19 protein-coding genes and 1 pseudogene are annotated in these 22,553 nt (G+C 34.9%); 3 read left to right on the plus strand and 17 right to left on the minus strand.

Annotation, left to right across the window (positions count from 1 at the left end; translation table 11 throughout):
• Window positions 1-429, plus strand: a 429-nt coding sequence (locus tag ABH968_RS19190; protein WP_370046529.1) for a 3D domain-containing protein, incomplete at its 5' end; no start/stop codon positions are given.
• 412 nt (window positions 430-841) lie between these two features.
• Here ABH968_RS19190 and yiaA read toward each other — a convergent pair.
• The 12 genes and pseudogenes from yiaA to ABH968_RS19250 form a co-directional block, all read right to left on the minus strand.
• Complete coding sequence (gene yiaA, locus ABH968_RS19195; RefSeq protein ID WP_370046531.1) at window positions 842-1,324, minus strand: inner membrane protein YiaA; 483 nt, start codon at window positions 1,322-1,324, stop codon at window positions 842-844.
• Between the two features lie 241 nt (window positions 1,325-1,565).
• The gene (locus ABH968_RS19200) at window positions 1,566-1,991 is read right to left on the minus strand and encodes a hypothetical protein (protein ID WP_370046533.1); all 426 of its coding nucleotides are present in this window, start codon (window positions 1,989-1,991) and stop codon (window positions 1,566-1,568) included.
• A 196-nt stretch (window positions 1,992-2,187) separates the two neighbouring features.
• A pseudogene (locus tag ABH968_RS19205) lies at window positions 2,188-3,647 on the minus strand (IS1182 family transposase).
• A gap of 685 nt (window positions 3,648-4,332) precedes the next feature.
• Entirely contained in the window at window positions 4,333-5,208 is an 876-nt protein-coding gene (locus ABH968_RS19210) for a phosphotransferase family protein (RefSeq protein WP_370046535.1), read from the minus strand.
• Window positions 5,209-5,451: 243 nt separating this feature from the next.
• Window positions 5,452-7,278 carry an ABC transporter ATP-binding protein gene (locus ABH968_RS19215; protein ID WP_370046537.1) on the minus strand — a complete coding sequence of 609 codons (1,827 nt, stop codon included), beginning with the start codon at window positions 7,276-7,278 and terminating at the stop codon, window positions 5,452-5,454.
• Window positions 7,271-9,034 (minus strand): ABC transporter ATP-binding protein, encoded by a 1,764-nt coding sequence (locus ABH968_RS19220; RefSeq protein WP_370046539.1) that lies wholly within the window; start codon window positions 9,032-9,034, stop codon window positions 7,271-7,273. The genes ABH968_RS19215 and ABH968_RS19220 overlap by 8 nt, the downstream gene beginning before the upstream one ends.
• A 71-nt stretch (window positions 9,035-9,105) precedes the next feature.
• Window positions 9,106-9,537 carry a MarR family winged helix-turn-helix transcriptional regulator gene (locus ABH968_RS19225; protein WP_370046541.1) on the minus strand — a complete coding sequence of 144 codons (432 nt, stop codon included), beginning with the start codon at window positions 9,535-9,537 and terminating at the stop codon, window positions 9,106-9,108.
• A 557-nt stretch (window positions 9,538-10,094) separates the two neighbouring features.
• A complete protein-coding gene (locus tag ABH968_RS19230; RefSeq protein ID WP_370046543.1) occupies window positions 10,095-10,625 on the minus strand; it encodes a GNAT family N-acetyltransferase in 531 nt (176 codons plus the stop codon).
• Window positions 10,626-10,728: 103 nt separating this feature from the next.
• Complete coding sequence (locus ABH968_RS19235; RefSeq protein WP_370046544.1) at window positions 10,729-11,571, minus strand: ferritin family protein; 843 nt, start codon at window positions 11,569-11,571, stop codon at window positions 10,729-10,731.
• 259 nt (window positions 11,572-11,830) lie between these two features.
• Complete coding sequence (locus tag ABH968_RS19240) at window positions 11,831-13,960, minus strand: type IA DNA topoisomerase (protein WP_370046546.1); 2,130 nt, start codon at window positions 13,958-13,960, stop codon at window positions 11,831-11,833.
• A 461-nt stretch (window positions 13,961-14,421) separates the two neighbouring features.
• Window positions 14,422-14,871, minus strand: coding sequence for an HTH domain-containing protein (locus ABH968_RS19245; RefSeq protein ID WP_370046548.1), 450 nt, complete (start codon window positions 14,869-14,871; stop codon window positions 14,422-14,424).
• A 717-nt stretch (window positions 14,872-15,588) separates the two neighbouring features.
• Entirely contained in the window at window positions 15,589-16,179 is a 591-nt protein-coding gene (locus tag ABH968_RS19250) for an undecaprenyl-diphosphatase (RefSeq protein WP_370046550.1), read from the minus strand.
• A 450-nt stretch (window positions 16,180-16,629) separates the two neighbouring features.
• Here ABH968_RS19250 and ABH968_RS19255 point away from each other — a divergent pair, with 450 nt between their 5' ends.
• Window positions 16,630-17,031, plus strand: a complete 402-nt coding sequence (locus tag ABH968_RS19255; protein WP_370046552.1) for a glucosamine 6-phosphate synthetase — start codon at window positions 16,630-16,632, stop codon at window positions 17,029-17,031.
• 107 nt (window positions 17,032-17,138) lie between these two features.
• Here ABH968_RS19255 and ABH968_RS19260 read toward each other — a convergent pair whose 3' ends face one another.
• Together ABH968_RS19260 and ABH968_RS19265 are read right to left on the minus strand one after the other, a co-directional pair.
• Entirely contained in the window at window positions 17,139-17,915 is a 777-nt protein-coding gene (locus ABH968_RS19260) for a class I SAM-dependent methyltransferase (protein WP_370046554.1), read from the minus strand.
• A gap of 211 nt (window positions 17,916-18,126) precedes the next feature.
• Window positions 18,127-18,747 carry a TetR/AcrR family transcriptional regulator gene (locus ABH968_RS19265; protein ID WP_370046556.1) on the minus strand — a complete coding sequence of 207 codons (621 nt, stop codon included), beginning with the start codon at window positions 18,745-18,747 and terminating at the stop codon, window positions 18,127-18,129.
• Between the two features lie 154 nt (window positions 18,748-18,901).
• Between ABH968_RS19265 and ABH968_RS19270 the strand changes: the two genes are divergently transcribed.
• Entirely contained in the window at window positions 18,902-20,074 is a 1,173-nt protein-coding gene (locus tag ABH968_RS19270; protein WP_370046558.1) for a YhgE/Pip domain-containing protein, read from the plus strand.
• Between the two features lie 63 nt (window positions 20,075-20,137).
• On the opposite strand, the gene ABH968_RS19275 is transcribed toward ABH968_RS19270, so the two are convergent.
• From ABH968_RS19275 to ABH968_RS19285, 3 genes are all read right to left on the minus strand, one after another.
• Window positions 20,138-20,353: a hypothetical protein gene (locus ABH968_RS19275; protein ID WP_370046560.1), complete on the minus strand. Its 216-nt coding sequence runs from the start codon at window positions 20,351-20,353 to the stop codon at window positions 20,138-20,140.
• A gap of 191 nt (window positions 20,354-20,544) precedes the next feature.
• Complete coding sequence (locus tag ABH968_RS19280) at window positions 20,545-21,075, minus strand: GNAT family N-acetyltransferase (RefSeq protein WP_370046561.1); 531 nt, start codon at window positions 21,073-21,075, stop codon at window positions 20,545-20,547.
• A 107-nt stretch (window positions 21,076-21,182) separates the two neighbouring features.
• A complete protein-coding gene (locus ABH968_RS19285; RefSeq protein ID WP_370046563.1) occupies window positions 21,183-22,046 on the minus strand; it encodes a GNAT family N-acetyltransferase in 864 nt (287 codons plus the stop codon).
• Window positions 22,047-22,553: the final 507 nt, after the last annotated feature.

Genomic DNA, 22,553 nt, shown 5'->3' on the forward strand with positions numbered 1-22,553 from the left:
CCTGCAGCAAATGCTCCATCAACAAGTAATTCAGCTTCAAAGGATCATACACCTGCAGCAAATGCTCCATCAACAAGTAATTCAGCTTCAAAGGATCATACACCTGCAGCAAATGCTCCATCAACAAGTAATTCAGCTTCAAAGGAAATTACAGTGGAAGCTTCAGCCTATACGGCTTCATGTGAGGGATGTTCCGGTATTACCGCTACTGGAATTAACCTTAAAACAAACCCAAATGCAAAGGTCATCTCAGTTGACCCAGCTATAATTCCACTTGGTAGTAAAGTTTATGTAGAAGGCTACGGAGAAGCGATTGCAGGAGATACTGGCGGAGCCATTAAAGGAAATCGAATCGATGTCTTTTTTCCTTCTCAACAGGATGCAATCAATTTTGGAGTAAAACGATTAAAGGTCACAATATTAAACTAACATATCTATTACCAGCCTATCCTTAGGATTTCTATATATGTACAAAAAGGTGACTTAAAACCTTATTAAGCAAAAAAAGAACCAGATTAGGTTCTTTTTTTGCTTATTTTTTCAGCCTTTCCAATTGGTTCGTTTATCGTCTCACTTACTTCTTCTCAACGCTCCAGGTGGTTCATTTAAAAACCGCACTTACTTATGGTACGGTTCACATAAACTAATGTTAAATTGTATTACTTATTTTCCCTCGTACAACCCAAGCCCAAACCGCAGCCTAATGAAACAACTATGTCTAACAATTAGGAGTCACTTCACTTGATCTAAAATGTGTATCTTTTAGTCGCTATTATCCCCTTAACGAGCCACGGTAACTCCTTGCAGCATAGTAGGATTCTGCTCCATTGTGGTTCATAACTCAACCTCTTTCTCTTGCCCTCTGTGTATCTCTTATATTCTTTTGAACCGTTATAGCTGCAAATAAACTAAGAACAAATGCCATACTAAAAAATCCTTTTTCGCTTAAAATAATACTTCCTGCATTGTATAAACCGATGGCCATTAATGCAATAGATACAATAAGTGCGAACCAACTAATACCATAATAAATATTAGTAACTGGTATTCCCTCATCTTTATCTCTAACTGCTTTTTGTAAAGATATCGCCGAATAAAGTCCGAATACTAAAACTGCAAAATAAAATCCCTTTTCGTTCAATTGCATAGATGCGTTAAACAAACCTATAAGATAAGACGCAACACCTACTAATAGCGCTGCCCACGAAGCCCCTTTGAAGGCTGGAGTCGGTTCTCCTTCTTTCCTTTCTACTTTCCTTTCTACTTTCACTTTTAAATCATTTCGTTTTTCTTCATCCAATAAAACTTTATTATCATTGGACATTCAATTTTTCGCCTCCAACTTTTAATCTAATAAAAATGGAGCACCAGAGACACTATAGTGCACCTTCTTTACATAACTAACCAGCCAATAAGTTGAGCAAGAAAAAACGATCTTCGTTATTAAAATATATGCTCATTAGCATGAAGAACATAACTTCACAACCATTAGGTTTCCGCGATCAATTATGCCTCGTCCGGAATCGGCTTTGTGCGTAGGCCTGCATGAGATATGAGTGTAAATCTTAAATCAGTTGTACTAACTCTGGATTTAATACAACTTTATGAAACCTCCAACAATCAGAGTATTCTGTACCAATTTCGTGGTCATTCAAGCAAACCCTGTTCATTCCATCACACCCGTCAAGACCACAACAACCATTTAATCTACTGCTATCTGAATGGCGGTTTGAATTGATTAAATCCTTGATGTTGATAATGATAGATCCTTTTAATATTTCAAAAGCTGTTTCCTCTTGAATTAAATAAAAGCCTCTAGGAATATAATCTTGACCATCGTTTTCATTAATCAAATTTAGGTCTTTTAATTCCGATAATGGTTCAGAAATTTCTAAATTACATGCTTTACAAATCAGTTTCAACTTATCGCTTCCTCCTTTTATATGAATATGTGTTCCAGTCAATGCTAAAATCGGTTTCTCTTTAGCCATCCATATAGCGCAAAACTAACGCTACACAACAGAGAATGAAAGAATACTACGTTCTTTCATGAGAAAAAAAGAGCTGACTATGCAACGAGGGCACTGAAAAACTTACGTTTTCATAAAAGCGAACCCTTTTCAGATAAAAATAAGGCACTTCTTGTTCAATTTTGAACAGGAAGTGCCTTATTTCTGTCTCTATTCCTTATTCATTTTCGTTTAGTAGCTTTAATATCCGTTTCAAATTGACAGCGAATATCGTTGTAGCACCTTGAATTTCCATGCCAAATAGACCCGCTGTCGATGCCGTATCGTACCCGTGTCTGTTTTTTAATTCACTATTCTTCGCTTCTACTTTGTAGCGATTTGCGGCTAATTGCTTAAAAGCTTCCGTATTTTGAAATGCCTCTTGTTCGGCATGTGTATCCGACTTAATTGTGACAGAATACGTTTTACTTTTTGCGCCTTCTTTATAACAGCCCTCTCTCATTGGACATACTTTGCATTTTTCAATGTCAAAATAATATGTCTGACTTTGACTCTTACTCGTTCCTTTTTTACCCGTACGTGCTTTTCTTGTCGCGAGATGACCGGCCTTACAAACAAACATTCCAGCGTCTTTATTAAACTCAAACTTGTCTTCTTCTTTTCGTGGGCCTTGTGTAAGAATAGGATTCAACTTTGCCACAAGTGCGATTTTCTCTTCTTTAGTATATTCGATATTTGCCTTTTCAGAGTAAGCTGCGTCTCCAATAACTGTATTAATTTTCATACCTGCTTGTGTGCTTTTTTCAATTAATTCTTGAAGATATTTCCCATCGCTTTTTTCACCCGTTGTAATGACAGCCGCTGTAAAAATACGTTCATCACTCATCGCGATATGTGTCTTGTACCCAAAGAAAGAAGATTCCACCGTCTTATGCCCTTTTCGCGCATCCGCATCAGAAGAGTAATTTAGATGTTCTTGAAAATCTTCTACGACTTCTTTTAAGACATTCAGCTTTTCTTTGACAGCCGGTATTTGTGCAATTTGTGGTTCCTTTTCAATGACTGAAATGACTTCCTTACAGTAAGCTAATTCATCCTTTACTTCGTTAGAAGTGGTCTTTGCGGGGAATTTTTCTTTCATCGATTCGTCTATTTTATAAACAGCTTTTCGAACGTTTTTTGATTTCTCTTGTAAAAATTCTTTCGGTGATTTTTGGTTGTAACGTGCTTTTGTATGTGTGGCATCCACAATAATCGTTTGACTGTTGATAATTTTTTTCTCCAATGCGACCTCAACTGTTTTCCCAATGAGCATGTCTAATAAGCTTACGTCTTGGAGACGAAGCCGACAAAATTTTGTAAGCGAACTTGAATCTATGACCGGATCTTCTGGCGCCATATCCAAGAAATATTTGAATGACATATCATACTTTGAGCGTTCTACAAGGTCGACATCTGATACATCAAAAATCGCTTTTAATAATAAGTACTTAAACATGCGAATTGGAGGAATGGTATTACGTCCATGTCTAAACAATATTTTGTTTTTAACTCTTCTAAAATGAATGAAAAATCAACAAGTTCATCGATTTGGCGAAGCATATTATCTTTTGGCACAACAATATCGTAGATCGCCATATATGGACTTAAATTAAGGGTTTCTTGATTTGAAATCATCGGGGGCACCACCTGCACATTAATTCTTTTATTATAAAGGAAAGCGTGACTAAAATAATAGTGTGATACATTGCGTTGTTTGGAGAAGCATCGCTCGACTCCTGCGGGAAAGCGAGACAGACGAGACCCCGCACGAAGCGAAGCGTAGGAGGAGGCTCGGCGCTCGCCCGCGGAAAGCGAGCGGAATGCTTCGGAAAACAACAGTAGAGTCACAGTGCCAAATGAAAAAAGCGAGGTATTCAACGATTTAATCGTTGAATACCTCGCAATGTGAGAAGATATGGACTTTTTCAGTGCCCTCCTATGCAACTCAATGATCTTTAATTAACGCACTCTGTTACTTCAATAAGAACCCCTGAATATTAAAAAGCAAACATTCAAAAAAATGCATCCTTCCTTATCAATGTGGTCAAGTAATCTTGCCTAGTAAAAAATCAATTGCCCATCCACCGCGCAACAAGAATTCAATTTCGTGTGTCTTAGAAAATGCACTAAATTCACTCAATACTTTTAAATGTGAATCAGTGTGTGCATCGAAATTTTCTTGTATCATATAAAACTATTTCCAATTTTCACCCACTTGGAAAGTTCTTAATCCACTAAACTGCAACATTAGTACAAAAAGTTCAATAAAAAAAGCGTTAATTCTTCCGTAATCAACGCACCCTTTAGTTGAACAAGTAATCTATCTATAATCTTTTATTCCACTTTCAAAAGCCTTTCTATCGTCATTCTCAATCCCGTGCAAGGCTTCTTGTAAAGCAAATGTACTTTTATAAAATTTAACTCGTTCAGATATTTCATTACCGTTAGGATATAGGTTAATACACATTTCAAAAAAATCTTCACCATAGCTAGAGAGTATGCCAGCAAAGTCGTACGCCGGATCTCCTAAACCCGAACCACCAAAATCTACTATCCCTGAAATCATACTTGTTTCCGGATTCCTCAAAATGTTAGATGCTCCGAAATCTCCATGTATAAGTGTTATATCTAAATTTGAGAATGCTTTCCCTTTTAGTAACGTTTCAAAGGATTGTGATATCTCCTTTTGAGCGTCTTTTCTGATAAAAGGAAATAATGTATTTTGAATCTTATCATACAAGTTATACATCTCTTCACTAGGTTTACGAACCTTTAGATTCAAATCTCGACTTGCTTTTTCTCCTGAAATAGAATGGAGTTCTACAAGAAAAGAAACAAGTTGATTTGCCAACGTTTTCACCATTTCAACACTCTTAACATCTGTTAAACTTTCCTTCCACAAAGGAACACCGTCTATTAGTTTATAGCCAGTAAAGACCTTACCTGGTTCTACCTCTTCAAAAGACTGATAAATTGGATTCGGTATAGGAGTGGAAACGATCCCTTTAATATATTTCAAAATTCCCGTCTCTCTTCTTAATTGAATGATGCCATTTTTATATTTTGGAAATCTAAAAACCAAAGATTTGTTTACAATTAACACATCATTATTCTGTCCAATTTCATTAAGATAAAAGTCTTCAATAGAAAGGTCAGAATAACAGGATTGAATGTTTTCAATAAAGTTATTATTCATTTAGAAATACCCCCTTTGGTCTCTTTCTATTGTTTTGATTCCTAAACTCTTGTTGAACTATCCTGCGCAGTTAGTTTAACTACATTTCTTCACAAAATTTAAATCTATTTTAACATAAATATCCAATAAAAAAATCACCTCTAACACGAGGTGATTCTTTTCAATCTTTTTTACTAAGCTACATTCTGCCCTAATCGAAAGCAATTTGTTGCAAATTCCCTACAACCATTAATAATTTCAATTTTAAGAAGCATCTTCAAACTGACTATTATATAGATCCGCATAGAATCCTTTTTCTGCAATCAGTTCTTCATGATTACCACTTTCTATAATATCTCCGTCTTTCATAACTAAAATCAAATCGGCATTTTTAATTGTTGAAAGTCTATGTGCAATAACAAATGATGTTCTTCCCACCATCAATTTATCCATTGCTTTTTGAATAAGTGCTTCAGTACGCGTATCAACGGAACTAGTAGCTTCATCTAAGATAAGCAATGGTGCTTTTTTAACCATTGCCCTTGCAATCGTAATAAGCTGTTTCTGTCCTACTGATAAACTTGTATTATCATTTAAAACTGTCTCATAACCTTTCGGCAACGTTTTAATAAAGTGGTCCAAACCTACTGCCTTACAAGCAGCAACCACTTCTTCATCGGTTACATGCTCTTTGTTATAAACGATATTTTCCTTAATGGTACCTTCGAAAAGCCAAGTATCTTGCAGCACCATGCAAAATAGGTCGTGAACATTTTTACGAGTAATTGACTTAGTCGACACATCCTCAATCATGATTTCCCCGCTATCTACTTCATAGAAACGCATGAGTAGATTAACAAGCGTTGTTTTCCCTGCCCCAGTAGGTCCGACAATGGCAACTTTTTGACCTGCTTTTATCTGAGCAGAGAAATCTTTAATAATAAGTTTCTCTTTCGTATATCCGAACTTAACGTTTTCAAATTTCACATTACCTTTAACATCTTTAGCATCTAAAGTGGCTTTCTTATCACTTTCATCTTTAAGCTCCTCTTCTTGTAAGAACTCAAATACACGTTCGCTTGCTGCGGCAGTTGACTGCAAGCTTGTAGCTGCCTGTGCTAACTGAGACAACGGCTGCGTAAATAAGCGGATATAGACCATAAATGAAACAATAACACCAAATGTAATGGAACCTTTCATTGTTAATGCAGCACCTACTACACAAACAACAACATAACCTAAATTTCCAATAAAGATCATGAGAGGCATCATCATCCCTGACATAAACTGTGCTCGCCAAGCGCTATTAAAAAGACTTTCATTGATTTCATTAAATTCTTGCGTCGCCGCTTTTTCTCCATTATAAACCTTCATGACACCATGCCCAGAATAGATCTCTTCAATATGGCCGTTTATTCTACCAAGGTCTTGCTGCTGGCGTATGAAGTATTTTCGGGATTTGGAAATAATAAAGGTCATGAATACAAATCCAACGAAAGTTGCAGCAATGGCAGAAAGTGTCATCGTAACATTAATAGAAAACATCATAATTAAAGATCCAAAGAACATAACGGCCGCTGTCACTAACGAACCGATACTTTGGTTTAGAGACTGTCCAATCATATCCACATCATTCGTGACACGACTTAATACATCTCCGTAGGTTGTAGAGTCAAAGTATTTCAACGGTAATTTATCGATTTTGTTCGAAATATCTGTCCGTAACCTTTTGGAAACTCGCTGCGTAATAGTAGCCATAATAAACGCCTGAATATAATTGAATATAAAGCTCAATCCATACAAAATAGCAAGTAACAGACCAATTTTCCCTATAGCCGTAATATCTATCTCACCAGTCATGCCATCCAATATCAAATCGGTGATCTCACTAAGCTTATTGGGTCCAATGATCGTAAAAATTGTTCCTGCAACTGCCAATACAATTGCAAAGATTATCGCTGGTAAATAAGGTTTACAATAGGCAATCAACTTTCCCCAAGGCTTTTTAAAATTCTTTGGCTTTTCTCCAGGAGCCATCATATGACCTGGACCACCGGGACCTTTTCGAGGCTTATTTTGTGTATTACTCATTTTCCAACTCCTCCTTCGATAGCTGCGAATAGGCAATTTCCTGATAAGTCTTACAAGTTTTCAACAATTCACCATGTGTTCCCATACCAACGATTTTACCTTCATCAAGAACAATGATTTTATCAGCATCTTTAATCGTTCCAATTCGCTGTGCCACAATCAAAGAGGTTGCACCTTTCGTCTCTTTTTTCAAGGTAGAACGAAGTTGACGGTCTGTTTTATAATCTAGGGCAGAGAACGAGTCATCAAAAATAAAAATTTCTGGATTTCTATTCACTGCTCTTGCAATAGAAAGACGTTGTTTCTGTCCTCCTGAAAGATTTGTTCCGCCTTGAGCAATAGCCGCTTCATATTCGCCGTCCATTTTCTCCACAAATTCTTGCCCTTGGGCAATTTCCACCGCTTTTTTGATCTCCTCATCTGTTGATGAAGTCTGGCCGTTATCACCGTAGGCAACATTAGATTTTACCGTACCTGAAAATAATACGGCTTTTTGAGAAACGTAGCCAAGCTTATTATAAAGAGCTTCATGTGCATATTCTTTCACATTCATTCCGTCGACTAATACCTCTCCCTCCGTAGCATCGTAAAATCTTGGGATTAAATTAATCAGCGTACTTTTACCACTACCCGTAGAACCGATTAAAGCGACAGTTTCGCCTTTATGTGCTGTAAAGCTAATATCTTTTAAAACATAGTCCTCTGCATTAGGATATTTAAAGCTAACATTACGCAGTTCGATTTCACCTTCGATTCCCTTAGGCGACAATTGTGTTTCTCCATCAATAATTGTCTGAGGTGTATTTAGTACTTCATTAATACGTGCTGCAGATACTGCTGCTCTCGGTAGCAAAATGAACGTCATTGATAATAGCATAAATGCCATAACTACTTGCATTGCATAAGATGAAAATACTACCATGTCACTGAACAAACCGATTCGATCCATACCCCCTGCATTCGAAATCAAATGAGCTCCAATCCAGTAGATAGAAAGAGTTAAACCTGACATAATCAGACCCATCCCCGGCTGCATAATGGCCATAAGGCGGTTCACAAAAAGATTTGTATCAGTTAAATTCTTATTTACTTTTTCAAATTTTTCTTCCTGATACTGTTGTGCGTTATAGGCATGAACAACACGAATACCAGTTAAACTTTCTCTTGTTACTCGGTTAAGATTATCTGTCATTTTTTGAACGACTTTAAATTTCGGTAGCACAAAGATGATCAGGTTGCCTATCATAATAAGTAAAACAATGACAGCCACTCCTGTTGCCACTGACCAATCCCAACTTTTCCCGGTAATCTTCAAAATAGCCCATGTTGCAAGGATAGGAGCCTTAATCATAACTTGAAGACCCATAGCAACAGTTTGCTGTATTTGCGTTATATCATTAGTAGAACGAGTAATTAGGCTTGCGATTGAAAAACCATTAATCTCCTCCATAGAGAAAGATAGAGTTTTGTTAAATACTCCTTTTCGCAATTCCTTTGAAAGAGACGTTGCTACCCTTGCCGCAAAATAGCCCACAATGACTGCCAATATCATACTGCCAAGAGCACATAAAAGCATCTTCCCTCCAGCTGTCCATATCTCACTGGTCTTACTGCCCTCCGTTTGTACAAGGGTTGTGATTTTGGACATATAATCCGGTAACTTCAAATCCAGCCAAACTTGCCCTACTATGAACACAATGCTGGCCACAATTAGCGTCCATTCTTTTGGTTTTAAGTATTTAAATATTTTCAACATGTTTGCAGTCCTCCTTATTTTAGTTAGCATGCTAACTATATAGTCATAAAAACTTTAAAATAGCATCTTCTTCAAGATTCTATATTTTCTTTCATAGCATCCATTACTTCAAAAAAAACGTCAAGTTTCTCTTCCGGGATACCTGATAGTAATTTTTGTTCCAGAATCGCTCTACGAGTCATGATACTTTCATGTATTTTCAGCGCATCTTCTGTTAAGACAATTTTTTTTAGTCTTGAATCGTAGGGAACAGATTGCCTTGTAATCAAACCATTATTTTCCATAGACTTTAGTGTTCTAGATGCTGTTGATTTACGAATAGAAAAGTCTCTTTCAAAATCCTTTTGAAACACATCTTTATCTTGGTTTTTGCAAAGATAACTAATCGTCCACCCATGCATGGCAGTAAGGTTATCTTTTTCCATTAGTGAATGATCCAATTGTCTTCTCATTAAAAGCGATAATGTACGCAACTCTAATCCAACTGATCTCCTTTTGCTCAATTTTACAACCTCCAATATTTCTATGGCCAAACTATCGTATTTAAAACCTAGTTTATTAGCTTTCCTGGTGGAACATCTCCATAATAAAGATACTTATGTCCTTAGGTGCCGATGGATCATGCTGAGATTTATCTTCGTATTCAGTTTGCCATATTGTCTTTAAATAATCCAACAATAAAGTATGCTTATAAATGTCAAAATAACAATGACATTGTGCTTGGGTGCATAAATAAATTACAAAAAGTACGGATTAACAAAAATTGTTAGAGAGTAAGGTATACCGATATACCTACAATGATACCTCGAAATTTTAGCTACCTCATGAATACGGATGATTTATATTAATTTGGCACTTCAATATATGTAGGATTTAATGATTGACCTAAAATCTAAAAATGCTAAAAAATAAAAGGTAGTCACATATTAGACAAGACTAAAATGTGATTACCTTTTTCTGTATGTGGAATTAATTCCGTCTGTAGGCTAAAAAACAAGGCTGTCTTTTCAAAGATTGTCGCTTCTGGTTTGGCTATGTTCTTCAACTAAGCAGCACCCCGTTAGTTCAACAACTTCTTTAAATCAATTCTTTTGTAGGTTTTATTATAGGTCGTACCATCATCATTATAAAATATGGCTTTTTTAAAATATGGGTCGGAGATAGGTTTGTAACCGTGTTTGCTAATTAACTTTATCATTTTGGGATTTTCTATTGGGTCAACACTCACAAATATCTCAGAATACCCTAAACTCTTCGCAATATTTTCTCTATACCTAATTAAATCTGAACCTATACCATTACCCCGATAATCCTCTTTTACATTTAGGTCACTTAATTTAGGAAGCAAAGTGCCTTTTAATTTAAGAACTCCAAAACCAAATATAAGTGAGTCTTGTTCAGCGATTGCCAAATATATTTCCCTTTTTGCTAATTGCTTTAAATAATTCGTGAATAAATCTTTATTATTTCTAATATCACATAAACCCGATAAGTCGTTTTCATTCGCTAATCTTATTATGTAGTTCATGGTTACTTCCTCTTCCCTATTCTTCAATAAATCACTATTATAAATATTCAATTCCTTATTCAACAATCCTTCTCCTTTAGTTGAATAGCAGCAATCTTTTCGAAAACATCCAAAACAAAGCTAATTCCATTTGTGGCTGCTAACGAGAATTTGATTTCGGAAGTTATTATATTTTCATATTTAATTCTCTATTAGGGTTATAGCATTGTAGCCATTTATCAGCTTCACTAACCATCCACGTTCCAATTTCATTTAAAAACGATAACAATAAGTTTGTATCTATTATGGGTGTTATGGCATATTCAAGTGCCTTTCTCATGTCGCTTTCCTTTTCAGGGAAATATGTTGAAAACAATTTATAAGCAGGATATAAATCCCTTGTATATGTGTTTTCTATAGTTATGGCAAGTGCAAGTCCTGCTCTTACTATAATTTTCATAATCCACTTGCAACAATCTTTAATATCCTCTATATCAGAATTATCTTGAAGATCATCACAGGCATTTTTAATTTGGCCTTGTAAATGAATAAGGTGGTCATTTGCTAAAGCTTCGTTAGCTTTATATCTTGGTAATTGAGGTATCAAATCTTCTCCAAACACACATAATCCATGGGTTTGGAGTATGAAACTAATTATAGAAAAAGATGACGCATTTAAAATATCTTCTATGCAGTAGAAACTTAGTTCAATACCATCTACACAAGTATGTTTTTGATTTAATTCTTGTTCTACTTCTTTTATCCGCTTAAACCGCAGTTTATTAGGTTTTTGCTTAGTAACCGCTATTGTGTCTAAATCAGCTACCCCTTCAATACCTATTCCTTTTGGAATTGACCCTCTTATGTATATACTATGTAAGTCATCTTGAAGAAGGGTGGAATACGTATTAATCACATCGTATATCACAGGAAGAAAAATTGGGTTGATTTTATTCCAATCAGAATGGTTAATAATGTGGCCATCTCTATCAATAACACATAAGCTTCCAATTTCTCTAATAGTAGTCATCACATATCTCCTTTTAAAGATTTATAGTAACTTAGTCTACCTACTATACTACGCCTGCGGGCTTTATCCCCTGACGAATAAAAACAACTAATGATATTATATCTAATAGTCAATTTTTTGAATATCTATTTATTATATCTATTTCGCATAAAAATAGGATAGCATGTTCTATAGTGAACACGCTATCCTATTTCATTTTGGAAGTTTAGGGTAGTAGAGAATTAATGCAGCATTGACGGTAAAAAAATCTCTTCCGTTATTACTTTTCATTAAACTCAAATTCAATTTTCCCTTCTACCAAACGGAGTGACGCATTAAATTGTTTACCATTTTTTGATTTAAACCCTTTAACCATAGCTGTTTTACCAATCTTACATAAATCATTAATGTTCTTTTCAGTTAGTTTTTTTCCTAATAGCCTTCCTGGGAACGTTTGCTTACAACCATTTTTATAATTCGAACAACCGTAAAAGCTTTTACGCAAACCTATTTTCCCTACTTTACATGTCGGACACGTCACAATATCTTTCACAGCAGCTGGTTTAAACTGCTCAGCTTCAATTGTAAGTGACTCTAACTGTTTAGGTACCTCCGCTAATAATTGATTAACAAATTTGCCTATGCTTTCAATAAAATGTTTTGCGGAGCCTTCCCCACGTCCAATTTTATTTAAGTAAATTTCCCATTTTGCAGTCATAGATGGACTTGAAAGTAATGTCCCTTCAATTGACCGACATAAAAGCGCCCCCTTAGGTGTAATACTCACTATGTTTTTTCGTACTTCAATAAATCCATGCTTTTTAATCGTCTCTATAATGCCACTCCGAGTTGCTTCTGTACCAATACCTTCAATCGATTTCAGCACCTCGATTTCTTCTTCATCCTCAACTGATTTACCACATGTTTTCATCATCGTAATGAGTTGCCCTTCTGTATAAGGCTTAGGAGGCGTTGTCGTGCCTTCTAGAATAGAAACCTTACTTTGTACCATCTCATCTTGGAATACGACAGGTAACGACTTCTCCCGCTCCTTCAACTCTTTTTCACTTGAAAACAATTCTTGCCACCCTTTTACAAGTTCTGTTTTCCCTACCGTTTTAAACTCTAAATTTTTGACATTCGTTATAATCGTTTTTTCATCGTATTCATAATCTTGGTGAAACATGGCGAGTGTCGTATTAACTATTTCGAAATAAATATTTCGTTCATCAGCATTCATTGATTGTAATGCTTTTTCTGTCGGCACTTTTTTCGTTGGAATAATAGCATAGTGCTCCCCAACGTTGGCACTGTCGACGTAGCGTTTGTTATTCCCTCGATTTATCGCATTAAATGACTTTCCCACTAGCTGCTGATATTTTGCCAATGATTCATTTAAATAGGCAAATTCATTATGTGTAATGAGCTGTGAATCGGTACGAGGGTAAGAAACGAGCTTTTTCTCATAAAGTGATTGCGTAAGTTTCAACACATGCGACGGACTATATTTCCAACGTTTATTGGCGGCGGCTTGTAATGTTGATAACGCATGTAGTTTGGGTGGTGCAATACGCTTCGTTTTGTTCGTTACACTCGTAATTAGACCTGTATCCATCGGTTCAACCCCATGTTGTTGCAATAATTGCACAGCCTCTGTACGCTCTTTTGTTTTTAACTTTGCCTTCCCTTTATATACACCATTTTGTGCTTTAAAAATCCCTTCAATTTCATAAAAATTTTCCGGCTTGAAATGTTCTATTTCCTGTTGTCTTTTATAAATTAAATATACGGTCGGCGATTGCACTCGTCCGATGGAGATACTACCCTTAAAGCCTTTTTTTTGTAAAAGTAGCGTATATAGGCGACTACAGTTCATGCCTACTAACCAATCGCTAATTTGACGTGTTTTTGCTTCTTGGTACATGAGCAAATCACGCTCATTACTTTGCATATTATTAAAACCTTTTCGAATTTCCTCAACTTCTAATGAATTGATCCATAATCGTTTAACAGGCTTATTTACTTTCGTCATTTTTAAAAGTGAATAAAAGATATTTGAACCCTCACGTTCACTATCGCAGCAGTTATAAATCATTGTTACTTGCGGATCACTAAAGATTTTTTTTACAGCATTAAATTGTGAATACATTTTAGAAACAACTTTATCTTCAAATTTTTGTGGAATGATAGGTAATGATCCAAGCGACCATTTCTCCCATTCCTTTCGATATTCTTTTGGTTCCTTTAATTCAACAAGATGACCAACTGCCCAGGTAATTACTGCACCTTCAGGAAAAGTAGAACAAGGTTCCAATTCAATAAATATTTTCTCTTTTTGTTTAATTTTAAATGCGTCTGCATAAGCTCTTGCTTGAGATGGTTTCTCTGCTAAAATTGCGATTTTCCCCATTAATCATCACATCTTCTTTAAAATATTTTAGTAGCTTTTTATATAAAAACATAAAACTCAACTAATCAGATTAGTTGAGTTTATTGTGAAATACCTTACTACTATTTTACTTTAAACAATTTAAAATATCACTTACTAAAATCTTTGCACCAGGAGCACCCTTCAAATATTTTAAATCTCCTGTCGCAAGCCAATCGAATTCGTCTAGCTTCATTAAAATTTGTGCAATTTTGTCGGAATCAGGCTGCTGTGATTAAACCAAGTAATTATCATTTATCACTTTATTACGAACTATCGCTAATGCATTTAAACATGTAATATGTGTCATTCGATAACTAACCTCTACTTCTGTCTTCGGGGTTCGGGACTTGCACCCTATAGTTCATGCGCATGCCGGGCGCACCATCAAAAAAAAGAGCACTTAAGTGCTCTTTTTTGGGATTAATTTTTATATATTATAATTATTTATGTAAAATAAAATGAAGAAAGGTAATATTTACACATATTTTTAATTCTATATCTCTATCAAGTAGTGTTTTTTTTCTGAAATCTATAAGATCTTTTTCTTCTACATAAATGATTTTAGATAAACTTTCTGTTGTTAACATATAATCAGTTAGCAAATCATTCAATATTAATTTAACTCTTTCTTTTACATTGAAATTTTCAAATCCGAAATTTAACATTGTTAATTTATTATCAATTTCTTCGGACTTTTCATTTGTGATGATATCTGAATCTTTCATTAAGTGTTCTATCTCGCTTACAGATAAATTTAATAATTTGGATAGTTGTTGATTATTTAAATTAAATTTTTTAACTAATTCTAGAGTTTGATCTTTAAGGTAGTCATATTGTTTTGAGTGATTAGATATAGCAAATAATTCTACGTCATTCTCATAATCTTCCATTATATCACACCTCATCGTTTATTTGTTAATCATAATATAGTCATAATAATATCACATAATAAAAAGCGACAATTGTTTGAGTCCTTGTAATATCGGTTTGTTTTGTTCATAAAGGTATAATTTTAATACATTCTTATTTCTATTTTTCAGAAGCGAAAAATGAAACTCCACCCACTTTTTTATACTAAAGGCTATGTTAAATTTTATGTGTTTTTTGCAAACAACCACCAAACATTCGTTCTCAACTGATTATACTAACATTTCAGGTAGGTTTCAAATTTCATATACATTTAATAGAGCCATAATCAATTATGACTCGGCATAATTGCGTCCGGAATCGGCTTTGTGCTTAGGCCTGCATGATGCAGGTCAGTTAGCCGTTATCGCATGGATGCGATGATTTTAGGCTAACATCCTATAAGAACTCCTTTTCCGATTCCTTGACATCCGCCGGAGGCTTTAACTTCTTTTATCCTAATGTAAATTGGGTATGTTTTATATTCTTTTTAAAGTAACTGGTCAGGTTTGATGAAGAAGCAGGAACTGTCCTACAAATTGCAGAATGTATAAAATGTTAAAAATTTCTTTAGGCGAAAAGTTATTAGTGAAACTACTAGCATCTGGATGAGATATATTTATTCTTTTATTGACAAAATAAAGAGCCGCATTAAAATGCGGCTCTCCATCTTTACCTTTTTAATTTCACTGACTTAAATCTTAATGCCCGAATTTGGCTAAAAAAGGGATATGTTTCGTTAGTTTGTTATAGATATTGAATAGAACTTGTACGACCGGCTCCAATTTTTGGGAGAACTTGATAATGACAAAGCTTGCTCCAAATGACAGAAGGGCTCCGCCAATCACGTCGGCTGGATAATGTACTCCGACGAAGATACGTGAAATACCTACTAAGATGGCCCATACTAATACAGGATACTTCCACGAGTCTTTTCGTAATAGCAACGTACATGCTAAAGAGAAAACTAATACTGAATGATCACTTACAAACGAAGAATCATCAGCATGCGGTACTAACTGATGAACATTATACGTTATGAATGGTCGTGCATGATAGTAAAAAAAGTGAATGAGTGCGTTTAGACCCAATCCAAGTAAACATGTAAAGACAATGTATATTGCAGTATATTGTTTTTCTGCTCTTTTTTCCTTGTTTGCAGTAAACCATAAAAATAACATAAATACGATTACGACATAAGGAACGCTATCAGTGATGAAAATCATCCCTTTATCTAGAAAAGGATAGCGACCAGCTAAATCATTAATCCAGTGAAAAATTCCATAATTCATTTTGTAAATCTCCTTGCTTGTAATTTTGATTTCTCAGTAAAAAATAAAGTGCCTCCTATTCATTTATCAATTATGCCTCAGCATAATTGCGTCCGGAGGCTTTAACTTCTTTCAGCGGATGTTTGGACACCCGCTGAAAGAAGTTAAAAATGTAGCAAGTAATGTCCTCTATTTAATAGAAGATAAACGTGAGCTTAGTGTAATAGTTGTCCAAAAGTAGAGACTTAATTCAAATAATTCCAGTTGAATACCTGCTTACTTTCATAAATGACGTCATTATAAGCCTCAGAGTTTCTTTTATTACAACAAACTTCAGACGAGCTGAGGAAAATCCATATCTCTCCCTAAACGTTTTCTATAAGATTAAATCATAAACTAGAAAATATTATAGTAAGCTAGCAAAAATCAGTATAAAGATGATAAAATATTTTTATAAAGGGGGCTTCAAATATGGGGAAATTAAGCAAAAGGAACATACTGTGGATAGTGCCAATCGGAATTTTAGGGGTATTCTGGTACTTTTACGGTCCACAAAAGGACATTACAGATAATGAATATATTACATATGTTAAAAACTATTCATTCGAAAATAGTAGTAAAACTTTAGAATCCAGCTTTGCAAACGCTTGTCAAAATCCATATTGGGTGTATTTTGAAACTCAAAAAGGACAGGATGTTGTAGAATATAAAGGAGACTGTCCTGTCAATAATAAAACCGCAAAAGTAAATGTTCAATTTTTAGTTGACCGTGATATGACAAATGTGAGAAACGGTGCAATGCTGGTCGATAATAAAATGCAGGAGGAAGCAGATCGAGACAAATACATTCTCGCATTAGTAGGCAATAAATAGTTAAAAGCTCTCGTTTGAACTACGAACGAGAGCTTCAATTTATTGAATTGACGGATAGAAATGCTGAACTGACGGATAGCTCCTCTATACATTTCATAAAGAACTAATCATTTCACTCCTTTCCAAATGGTCCAACTGTCCTTTTCAACTATTGAACTCTCAATTGAAATGGACTTATCAATATAATTCACTAATTCATTTAATTCGTCATCGTCTAACTCGTGTAAAATACTTCTACCTGTTCTTTCCCGTAAATCTTTTAACAATTGCTCTTTCTGTTCATACACATTTCTTACTTCCCATAATTTTACTTCTTCAATCTCGCTAAACCCAATTGCCTTAAGTGTCTCACCTACTAGCTCACTACTATGTCTGCGTTTAATTTCTTGTTCCTTTAATTTTGGAAAACGCTCAAAGAAATAGCCTCTAATATGGTAGTCATCACCTTTTAATAAACAATCTTCAGGTGTACGGTCTTGGATAATGTAAACCCCTTTATCCTCCAAAATTCTATATGCCTCTTGAAAACAAGCCTTTAAATCTTGGATATGATGAATTAAAGCTCGTTCCAGTACTAACTGGAGGCTGTCATTGTCTAAGCCTGTAGCCAATGCATTTCCTTGCTTGAAAGTAATATTATGATAGTCTTTACAATTTTCTTTAGCCCCAACGAGCATAGTCTGTGAAAAATCCACACCTACCACAGAAAGTACGCCCATATCTGCTAATGCTTTCGAGTAAATTCCTCCACCACAGCCAATATCTGCAGCCTTCGAAGTATTCGTGATAGGGACAAGTACTTTCATTGCTTCCATCCACGAGTGGTCAGCCTGTCGAGTTGTATAAGTAGTTTGATTGTCCTTATTGTGAAAATCAATGCCCATCTTCATCACTCTTTTCTGTTTTTTTATACCAATCTTTATGGATATTCTTACTAACATTATTTTACAACCATTCAATACATAAGTAAAATCAATGTTAATTATTGATTTCCATAAGTTTTTATTATCGACAATTAGCAGTGATACAGAAAATATCGTTGAGTTTTCAAATGATTTAAATCTTAGCTAAATTCAAGGGACTTCGTTATCTTCCCTACTCACTATCTTTTTCAATAATTGAACGTAATCCACTAGCTTCAAAAGTTCCTTTTAGCATTGTTTCTATCAACATAGTGGCGATTTCCTCTGGGGATTGTTGCGTATCGTGTTGTAGCCAGTACGTAATAACTCCTAAAATAGCATTTGAGTTATACGCTAATATTAATTCAATCGGAAACCTCCAATTACTTTTATCAATACGATTACCTAGATAAGCATTGAAATATCTCACAAAAAACTGTCTCATTTTTTCATGGAAAAATGGATCACCATTTGGACCTAATATTAATTTTAAGAAATCAGCTTCTTCATAAAACACTTGTAAAATTAGGATCATCACAGGCAATCGTTCATCTTTAAACTGATTGATATCCAACTCTAAATTGGTAGTTTCATCTAAAATAGCGTTGAATTTTTCAAAAATTTCGTTCTCGTACTGTTCTAATAAATTGTATTTATCTACGTAGTGTAAATAAAAAGTCCCTCGATTAATATTGGCACGCTCAGTAATATCTCGAACCGTGATAGCTTCAAAGTTCTTTTCAGAAAGCAAAGAGAAAAATGCTTGTTTAATTTCATTTTTTGTTCGTATAATTCGTCGATCCGTTTTTGTCATGGAATCATTCCTCACTTTTAATGAACACATTTTTTTATATGTTTATTATTGAACACTTTGGCTGCTTTTGATTATAGGAAGTGATTTTTTTAGAGTATATAATCAAACTAAGAAATAATCAACACGATGTACATTATCTGAAAGGAGAATACCTATGAAAGAAAATAAGTTTTTCGGTATAGCGTTTGTTGCTGTACTCTTATTATCCTTCATTTTTGTAGCAACACAAATTCCTGGAGCCCATTCATCACCTAAAGATCTTCCAATCGGTCTTATTCTTGAGGATGAGGGCAACATGGGGCAAACTTTTGTCGAGATGATTCAGAAAAATTCACAAGCAACAAAAGAAGCGCCCTTTAAATGGGTTGTATTAAAAAATGAACAAGAAATGAAAGAAAAATTAGCGAATCAAGAATTGTATGGTGCTATTTATATTCCTAAAGATTTTTCAGAAAAGTATGCTTCATTCCAAACACCAACACCTACATCAGCAATGTTAAAAATTTATATAAACCAAGGCAAAAATGCAAACGTTGCAACTATGGTTACACAAGCTTTATCTACAATGGTCGAAAAAATGAATGACAATGTCAGTGCCCAATTATTAGCTGTTACTGAAAAAAATAATATCCCGCTAAATGCTAATCAAGCACGCACTTATTCAACACCTATCCAAAGTGAAATAGTCAATGTACATGAAACCGGTAAATTAAGCAATGCACCACTTTCATTCTTCCAGCCTATTTGGATGAGCAGTTTAATCAGTGCTATTCTTTTATGGTTCACTGGAAGAAATCGCAAGTTTAATTCTGTATTGGAGCAACTTAAATTCCGAGGATTCCAGGCTTTGATTGCCATGATCATTGGTTTATTTGGAGGATATTTATTAACTTGGTACACTACTTGGATGCTGGATTTTGAGTTTGCAGATTTTAATCATGTTGCCCTATTTTTATCACTGACTTGCGCAACCTTTATTTTATTAATACTAGCTATCACTACATGGATTCAATTTGCGAGTTTACCAATTTTCGTTCTTTTAATGTTCTTTGGTTTACCGCTTCTACAAATCGCACCAGAAATGTTGCCTAGTTTTTATGCTGATTGGATCTATCCATGGCTACCGTTCCGCTTTATGTTTGAAGGATTAAAGGAGATTCTTTTCTTCAGTGGAGAACTTTGGGGCACTTCAGCAGTTACATTATGCTGGATTGCTGTTGTAAGTATTTTAGTATTACTTCTATCAGTGGTAAAACGTAGTTCCTATAAAGTAGACGATGATTCGCCAGAAGGAATAAGCTCTAATATGAAAGAGGGAGAAGTTTAAAATCGATTGAAGCCCAACAAAAAACTCATGCAATTATTTTTTGCATGAGTTTTTTTATTTAATTTATTTTGAATCTATGGACTGGATAATGTTTAGCTCAAGAATTCGAATTTCCTTATTTAGCTTAGCAATGGCTGCTTCTATTTGTTCAAAGCACTCCAAATTACTTTTACTGACATTGTGCGTAGGTAGCGCTTCTTTTAACGCTGCCTGCCCTGCATATAGAATTTCAAGTAAATCTAACTTTTCAAAATAAGCTGTGCTATATTGTATTTCCATTCTCCCTAAGCTCCTTACAGTTACTTTTTTACTACTAATAAAAATTCTAGCCTTTACTAGCACTATAACCGAAAAAAGTAAGTGCAAAACCATATCTTAGTTACCATTTATTAACCAATAAAAGGTATGTAAAGATGCCGTAATTATATTTTCGTAGGTTAATAGAATTTATTCTCGAGAAAAAGCATTCCTTATCTATTTTTTAATATGGAATAGACAAATGTATCGTGTTCCTGACCGTTTTGATACATATAATCTCGAAGAATTCCTTCTTTTTGAAAACCTATTTTGGTAAGCAGCTTATTTGAGGCTTCATTTTCTAAAAATACAACAGCGCCAATACGAGTCAGCCCCATATGCTCAAAGCCATACGACACAATTTCGGTAACCGCTTCTTGAGTATATCCTTTTCTCCAATAATCAGGATGAATTTCATAACCGATTTCTGCTCGTCTATGAACAGGCGACCAACCGTTAAAACCAATTGTCCCGATTATCCCCTTTGTTTTCTTTCTTTCAATTCCCCATCTTACCCCTCTTTTTCCAGCAAAGTTCTTTGAAAATAATTTCACTAAGTTTTCAGCTTGCTGTATCTCTATAAATGGCTCTTGTCCATAATAGCGTGTGACTTCTTCATTTGAAAAACAATTAAAAACACTTTCCGCATCATCCTGCGTCAGCTCTCTTAACAAAAGTCTTTCTGTCTCTAAATTAGGAAACATTTGATTCTCCCCCTTTGATATCATATATTCTCTATACTTCCATTTAAATCCTTTAAAAACAAAAAAGCACACTCAATTATAAGTGTGCTCACTTTGTTTAAGCGATTTTATCCGAAAATTTGCGCTGCTATGGCAAATAATGTATTATTTCTTATCGGTATTTTCTCGGCATGAAGAATCATAACAGGAGGTTTATTTGCCTCTGTAAAGCCACTTTGCTCTACCCATTTTATAAATTCAGCATGACCAGATGGTACATCAATTCTTAGTTTTCCATTATGGTCTTTCGCTAAAGTATTAATTATGAGACTGGCTGTTTTAGAATCAGGTGCTCTGATTGGGCCTAAAATTAGATTTATTGGACCTAAAATGGACAATCCAAAGCCAATAATATTTGCATGATGATCTCTCACAACGATACAATGCTTTGATTGCTTTATCCTATTCCGTAGAAAATTACTTCTTTTATTTCCAAAGGCAGCAGCATCTAAGCTGACAATTTCAGCAAAATCTTGCTCAGTAAAATCTTCAATCGTATACTCATTAGAAGTTAAGTTATGGGCACCGACATAATTGTCAGTCAGATATTTATGTACATAATCTACTGTGATAAAGCCCATTTTCTTATACAACGGTTCACCGTCTTTCGTTGCGACGAGCATAATTGCTGTACGTTCTGAAACACTTTCAATACATTTTTGAGTAGCTAACTTGCCTAGACCGAGCCCTCTATAATTTTCATGCACAATGACCATACCTATCGAAGCTAAATTTGAATCATATGTGATTATGGCAGCACTTGAAACAATCTCCCCCTCAGCATTTTTGTGCCCAAATATTTTGCCTGACATCATCACCGTTCTAATTTCTAACTCATCGTAATCCCACCCGACAGAATCAGAAAGAGCAATTAATCCTGGAATATCATTTGCATCGAATAATACTAACTGTAATTGATTAAATGTAGTCATTCTTTTCTCCTTACTTAAGAACATTTGTTTCTATTTTATATGCATACTCTATTATGTACAAGTGGAATTTTTAAAAAATTTAGATTTATCATCATAACGTGTGGTTGATTTCCGTTCCGACTGAGCGCTTTGTTGTTGCTGTCGCTACGCTTTCGCACAAAGCAAAGCTTCCTGGGGGCGTCCGATGAGCCGCTTGGGCCAAAAGGATGTTGGTCACGAAGGCGTTATCACAGGATGTGATGGTTTTAGCCTTCGTTCCTCTATTGCTGATCCCCAAGGAGTCGCTCAGTCTCCACTCCAATCAACTTTTACACATAGCAACGGTTTTAAACACATGTCACTCAAACCTTATACCATAATCATCCACCTAAATTTCAATAAATGTTGAAATAATTTCTATTTAAGTCTATTAAAAATAGCAAATATCTATATAATAGAAGCTAGACTATGCACTCCTACTTTAAGCATATTTAGGTGATTGAAAATGACATCTTATGAACGAATACT

The sequence above is a fragment of the Lysinibacillus sp. RC79 genome, from assembly GCF_041262405.1.
GTDB lineage: Bacteria > Bacillota > Bacilli > Bacillales_A > Planococcaceae > Lysinibacillus.

What these genes read in the sequence shown, in the direction of transcription:
- ABH968_RS19265 (WP_370046556.1), bottom strand. Translation starts at nt 18,747, where the DNA reads ATGACAAAAACGGATCGACGAATTATACGAACAAAAAATGAAATTAAA.
- ABH968_RS19210 (WP_370046535.1), bottom strand. Translation starts at nt 5,208, where the DNA reads ATGAATAATAACTTTATTGAAAACATTCAATCCTGTTATTCTGACCTT.
- ABH968_RS19235 (WP_370046544.1), bottom strand. Translation starts at nt 11,571, where the DNA reads ATGACTACTATTAGAGAAATTGGAAGCTTATGTGTTATTGATAGAGAT.
- ABH968_RS19200 (WP_370046533.1), bottom strand. Translation starts at nt 1,991, where the DNA reads ATGGCTAAAGAGAAACCGATTTTAGCATTGACTGGAACACATATTCAT.
- ABH968_RS19250 (WP_370046550.1), bottom strand. Translation starts at nt 16,179, where the DNA reads ATGAATTATGGAATTTTTCACTGGATTAATGATTTAGCTGGTCGCTAT.
- ABH968_RS19220 (WP_370046539.1), bottom strand. Translation starts at nt 9,034, where the DNA reads ATGTTGAAAATATTTAAATACTTAAAACCAAAAGAATGGACGCTAATT.
- ABH968_RS19275 (WP_370046560.1), bottom strand. Translation starts at nt 20,353, where the DNA reads ATGGAAATACAATATAGCACAGCTTATTTTGAAAAGTTAGATTTACTT.
- yiaA (WP_370046531.1), bottom strand. Translation starts at nt 1,324, where the DNA reads ATGTCCAATGATAATAAAGTTTTATTGGATGAAGAAAAACGAAATGAT.
- ABH968_RS19260 (WP_370046554.1), bottom strand. Translation starts at nt 17,915, where the DNA reads ATGGGCATTGATTTTCACAATAAGGACAATCAAACTACTTATACAACT.
- ABH968_RS19285 (WP_370046563.1), bottom strand. Translation starts at nt 22,046, where the DNA reads ATGACTACATTTAATCAATTACAGTTAGTATTATTCGATGCAAATGAT.
- ABH968_RS19255 (WP_370046552.1), top strand. Translation starts at nt 16,630, where the DNA reads ATGGGGAAATTAAGCAAAAGGAACATACTGTGGATAGTGCCAATCGGA.
- ABH968_RS19215 (WP_370046537.1), bottom strand. Translation starts at nt 7,278, where the DNA reads ATGAGTAATACACAAAATAAGCCTCGAAAAGGTCCCGGTGGTCCAGGT.
- ABH968_RS19270 (WP_370046558.1), top strand. Translation starts at nt 18,902, where the DNA reads ATGAAAGAAAATAAGTTTTTCGGTATAGCGTTTGTTGCTGTACTCTTA.
- ABH968_RS19240 (WP_370046546.1), bottom strand. Translation starts at nt 13,960, where the DNA reads ATGGGGAAAATCGCAATTTTAGCAGAGAAACCATCTCAAGCAAGAGCT.
- ABH968_RS19245 (WP_370046548.1), bottom strand. Translation starts at nt 14,871, where the DNA reads ATGGAAGATTATGAGAATGACGTAGAATTATTTGCTATATCTAATCAC.
- ABH968_RS19280 (WP_370046561.1), bottom strand. Translation starts at nt 21,075, where the DNA reads ATGTTTCCTAATTTAGAGACAGAAAGACTTTTGTTAAGAGAGCTGACG.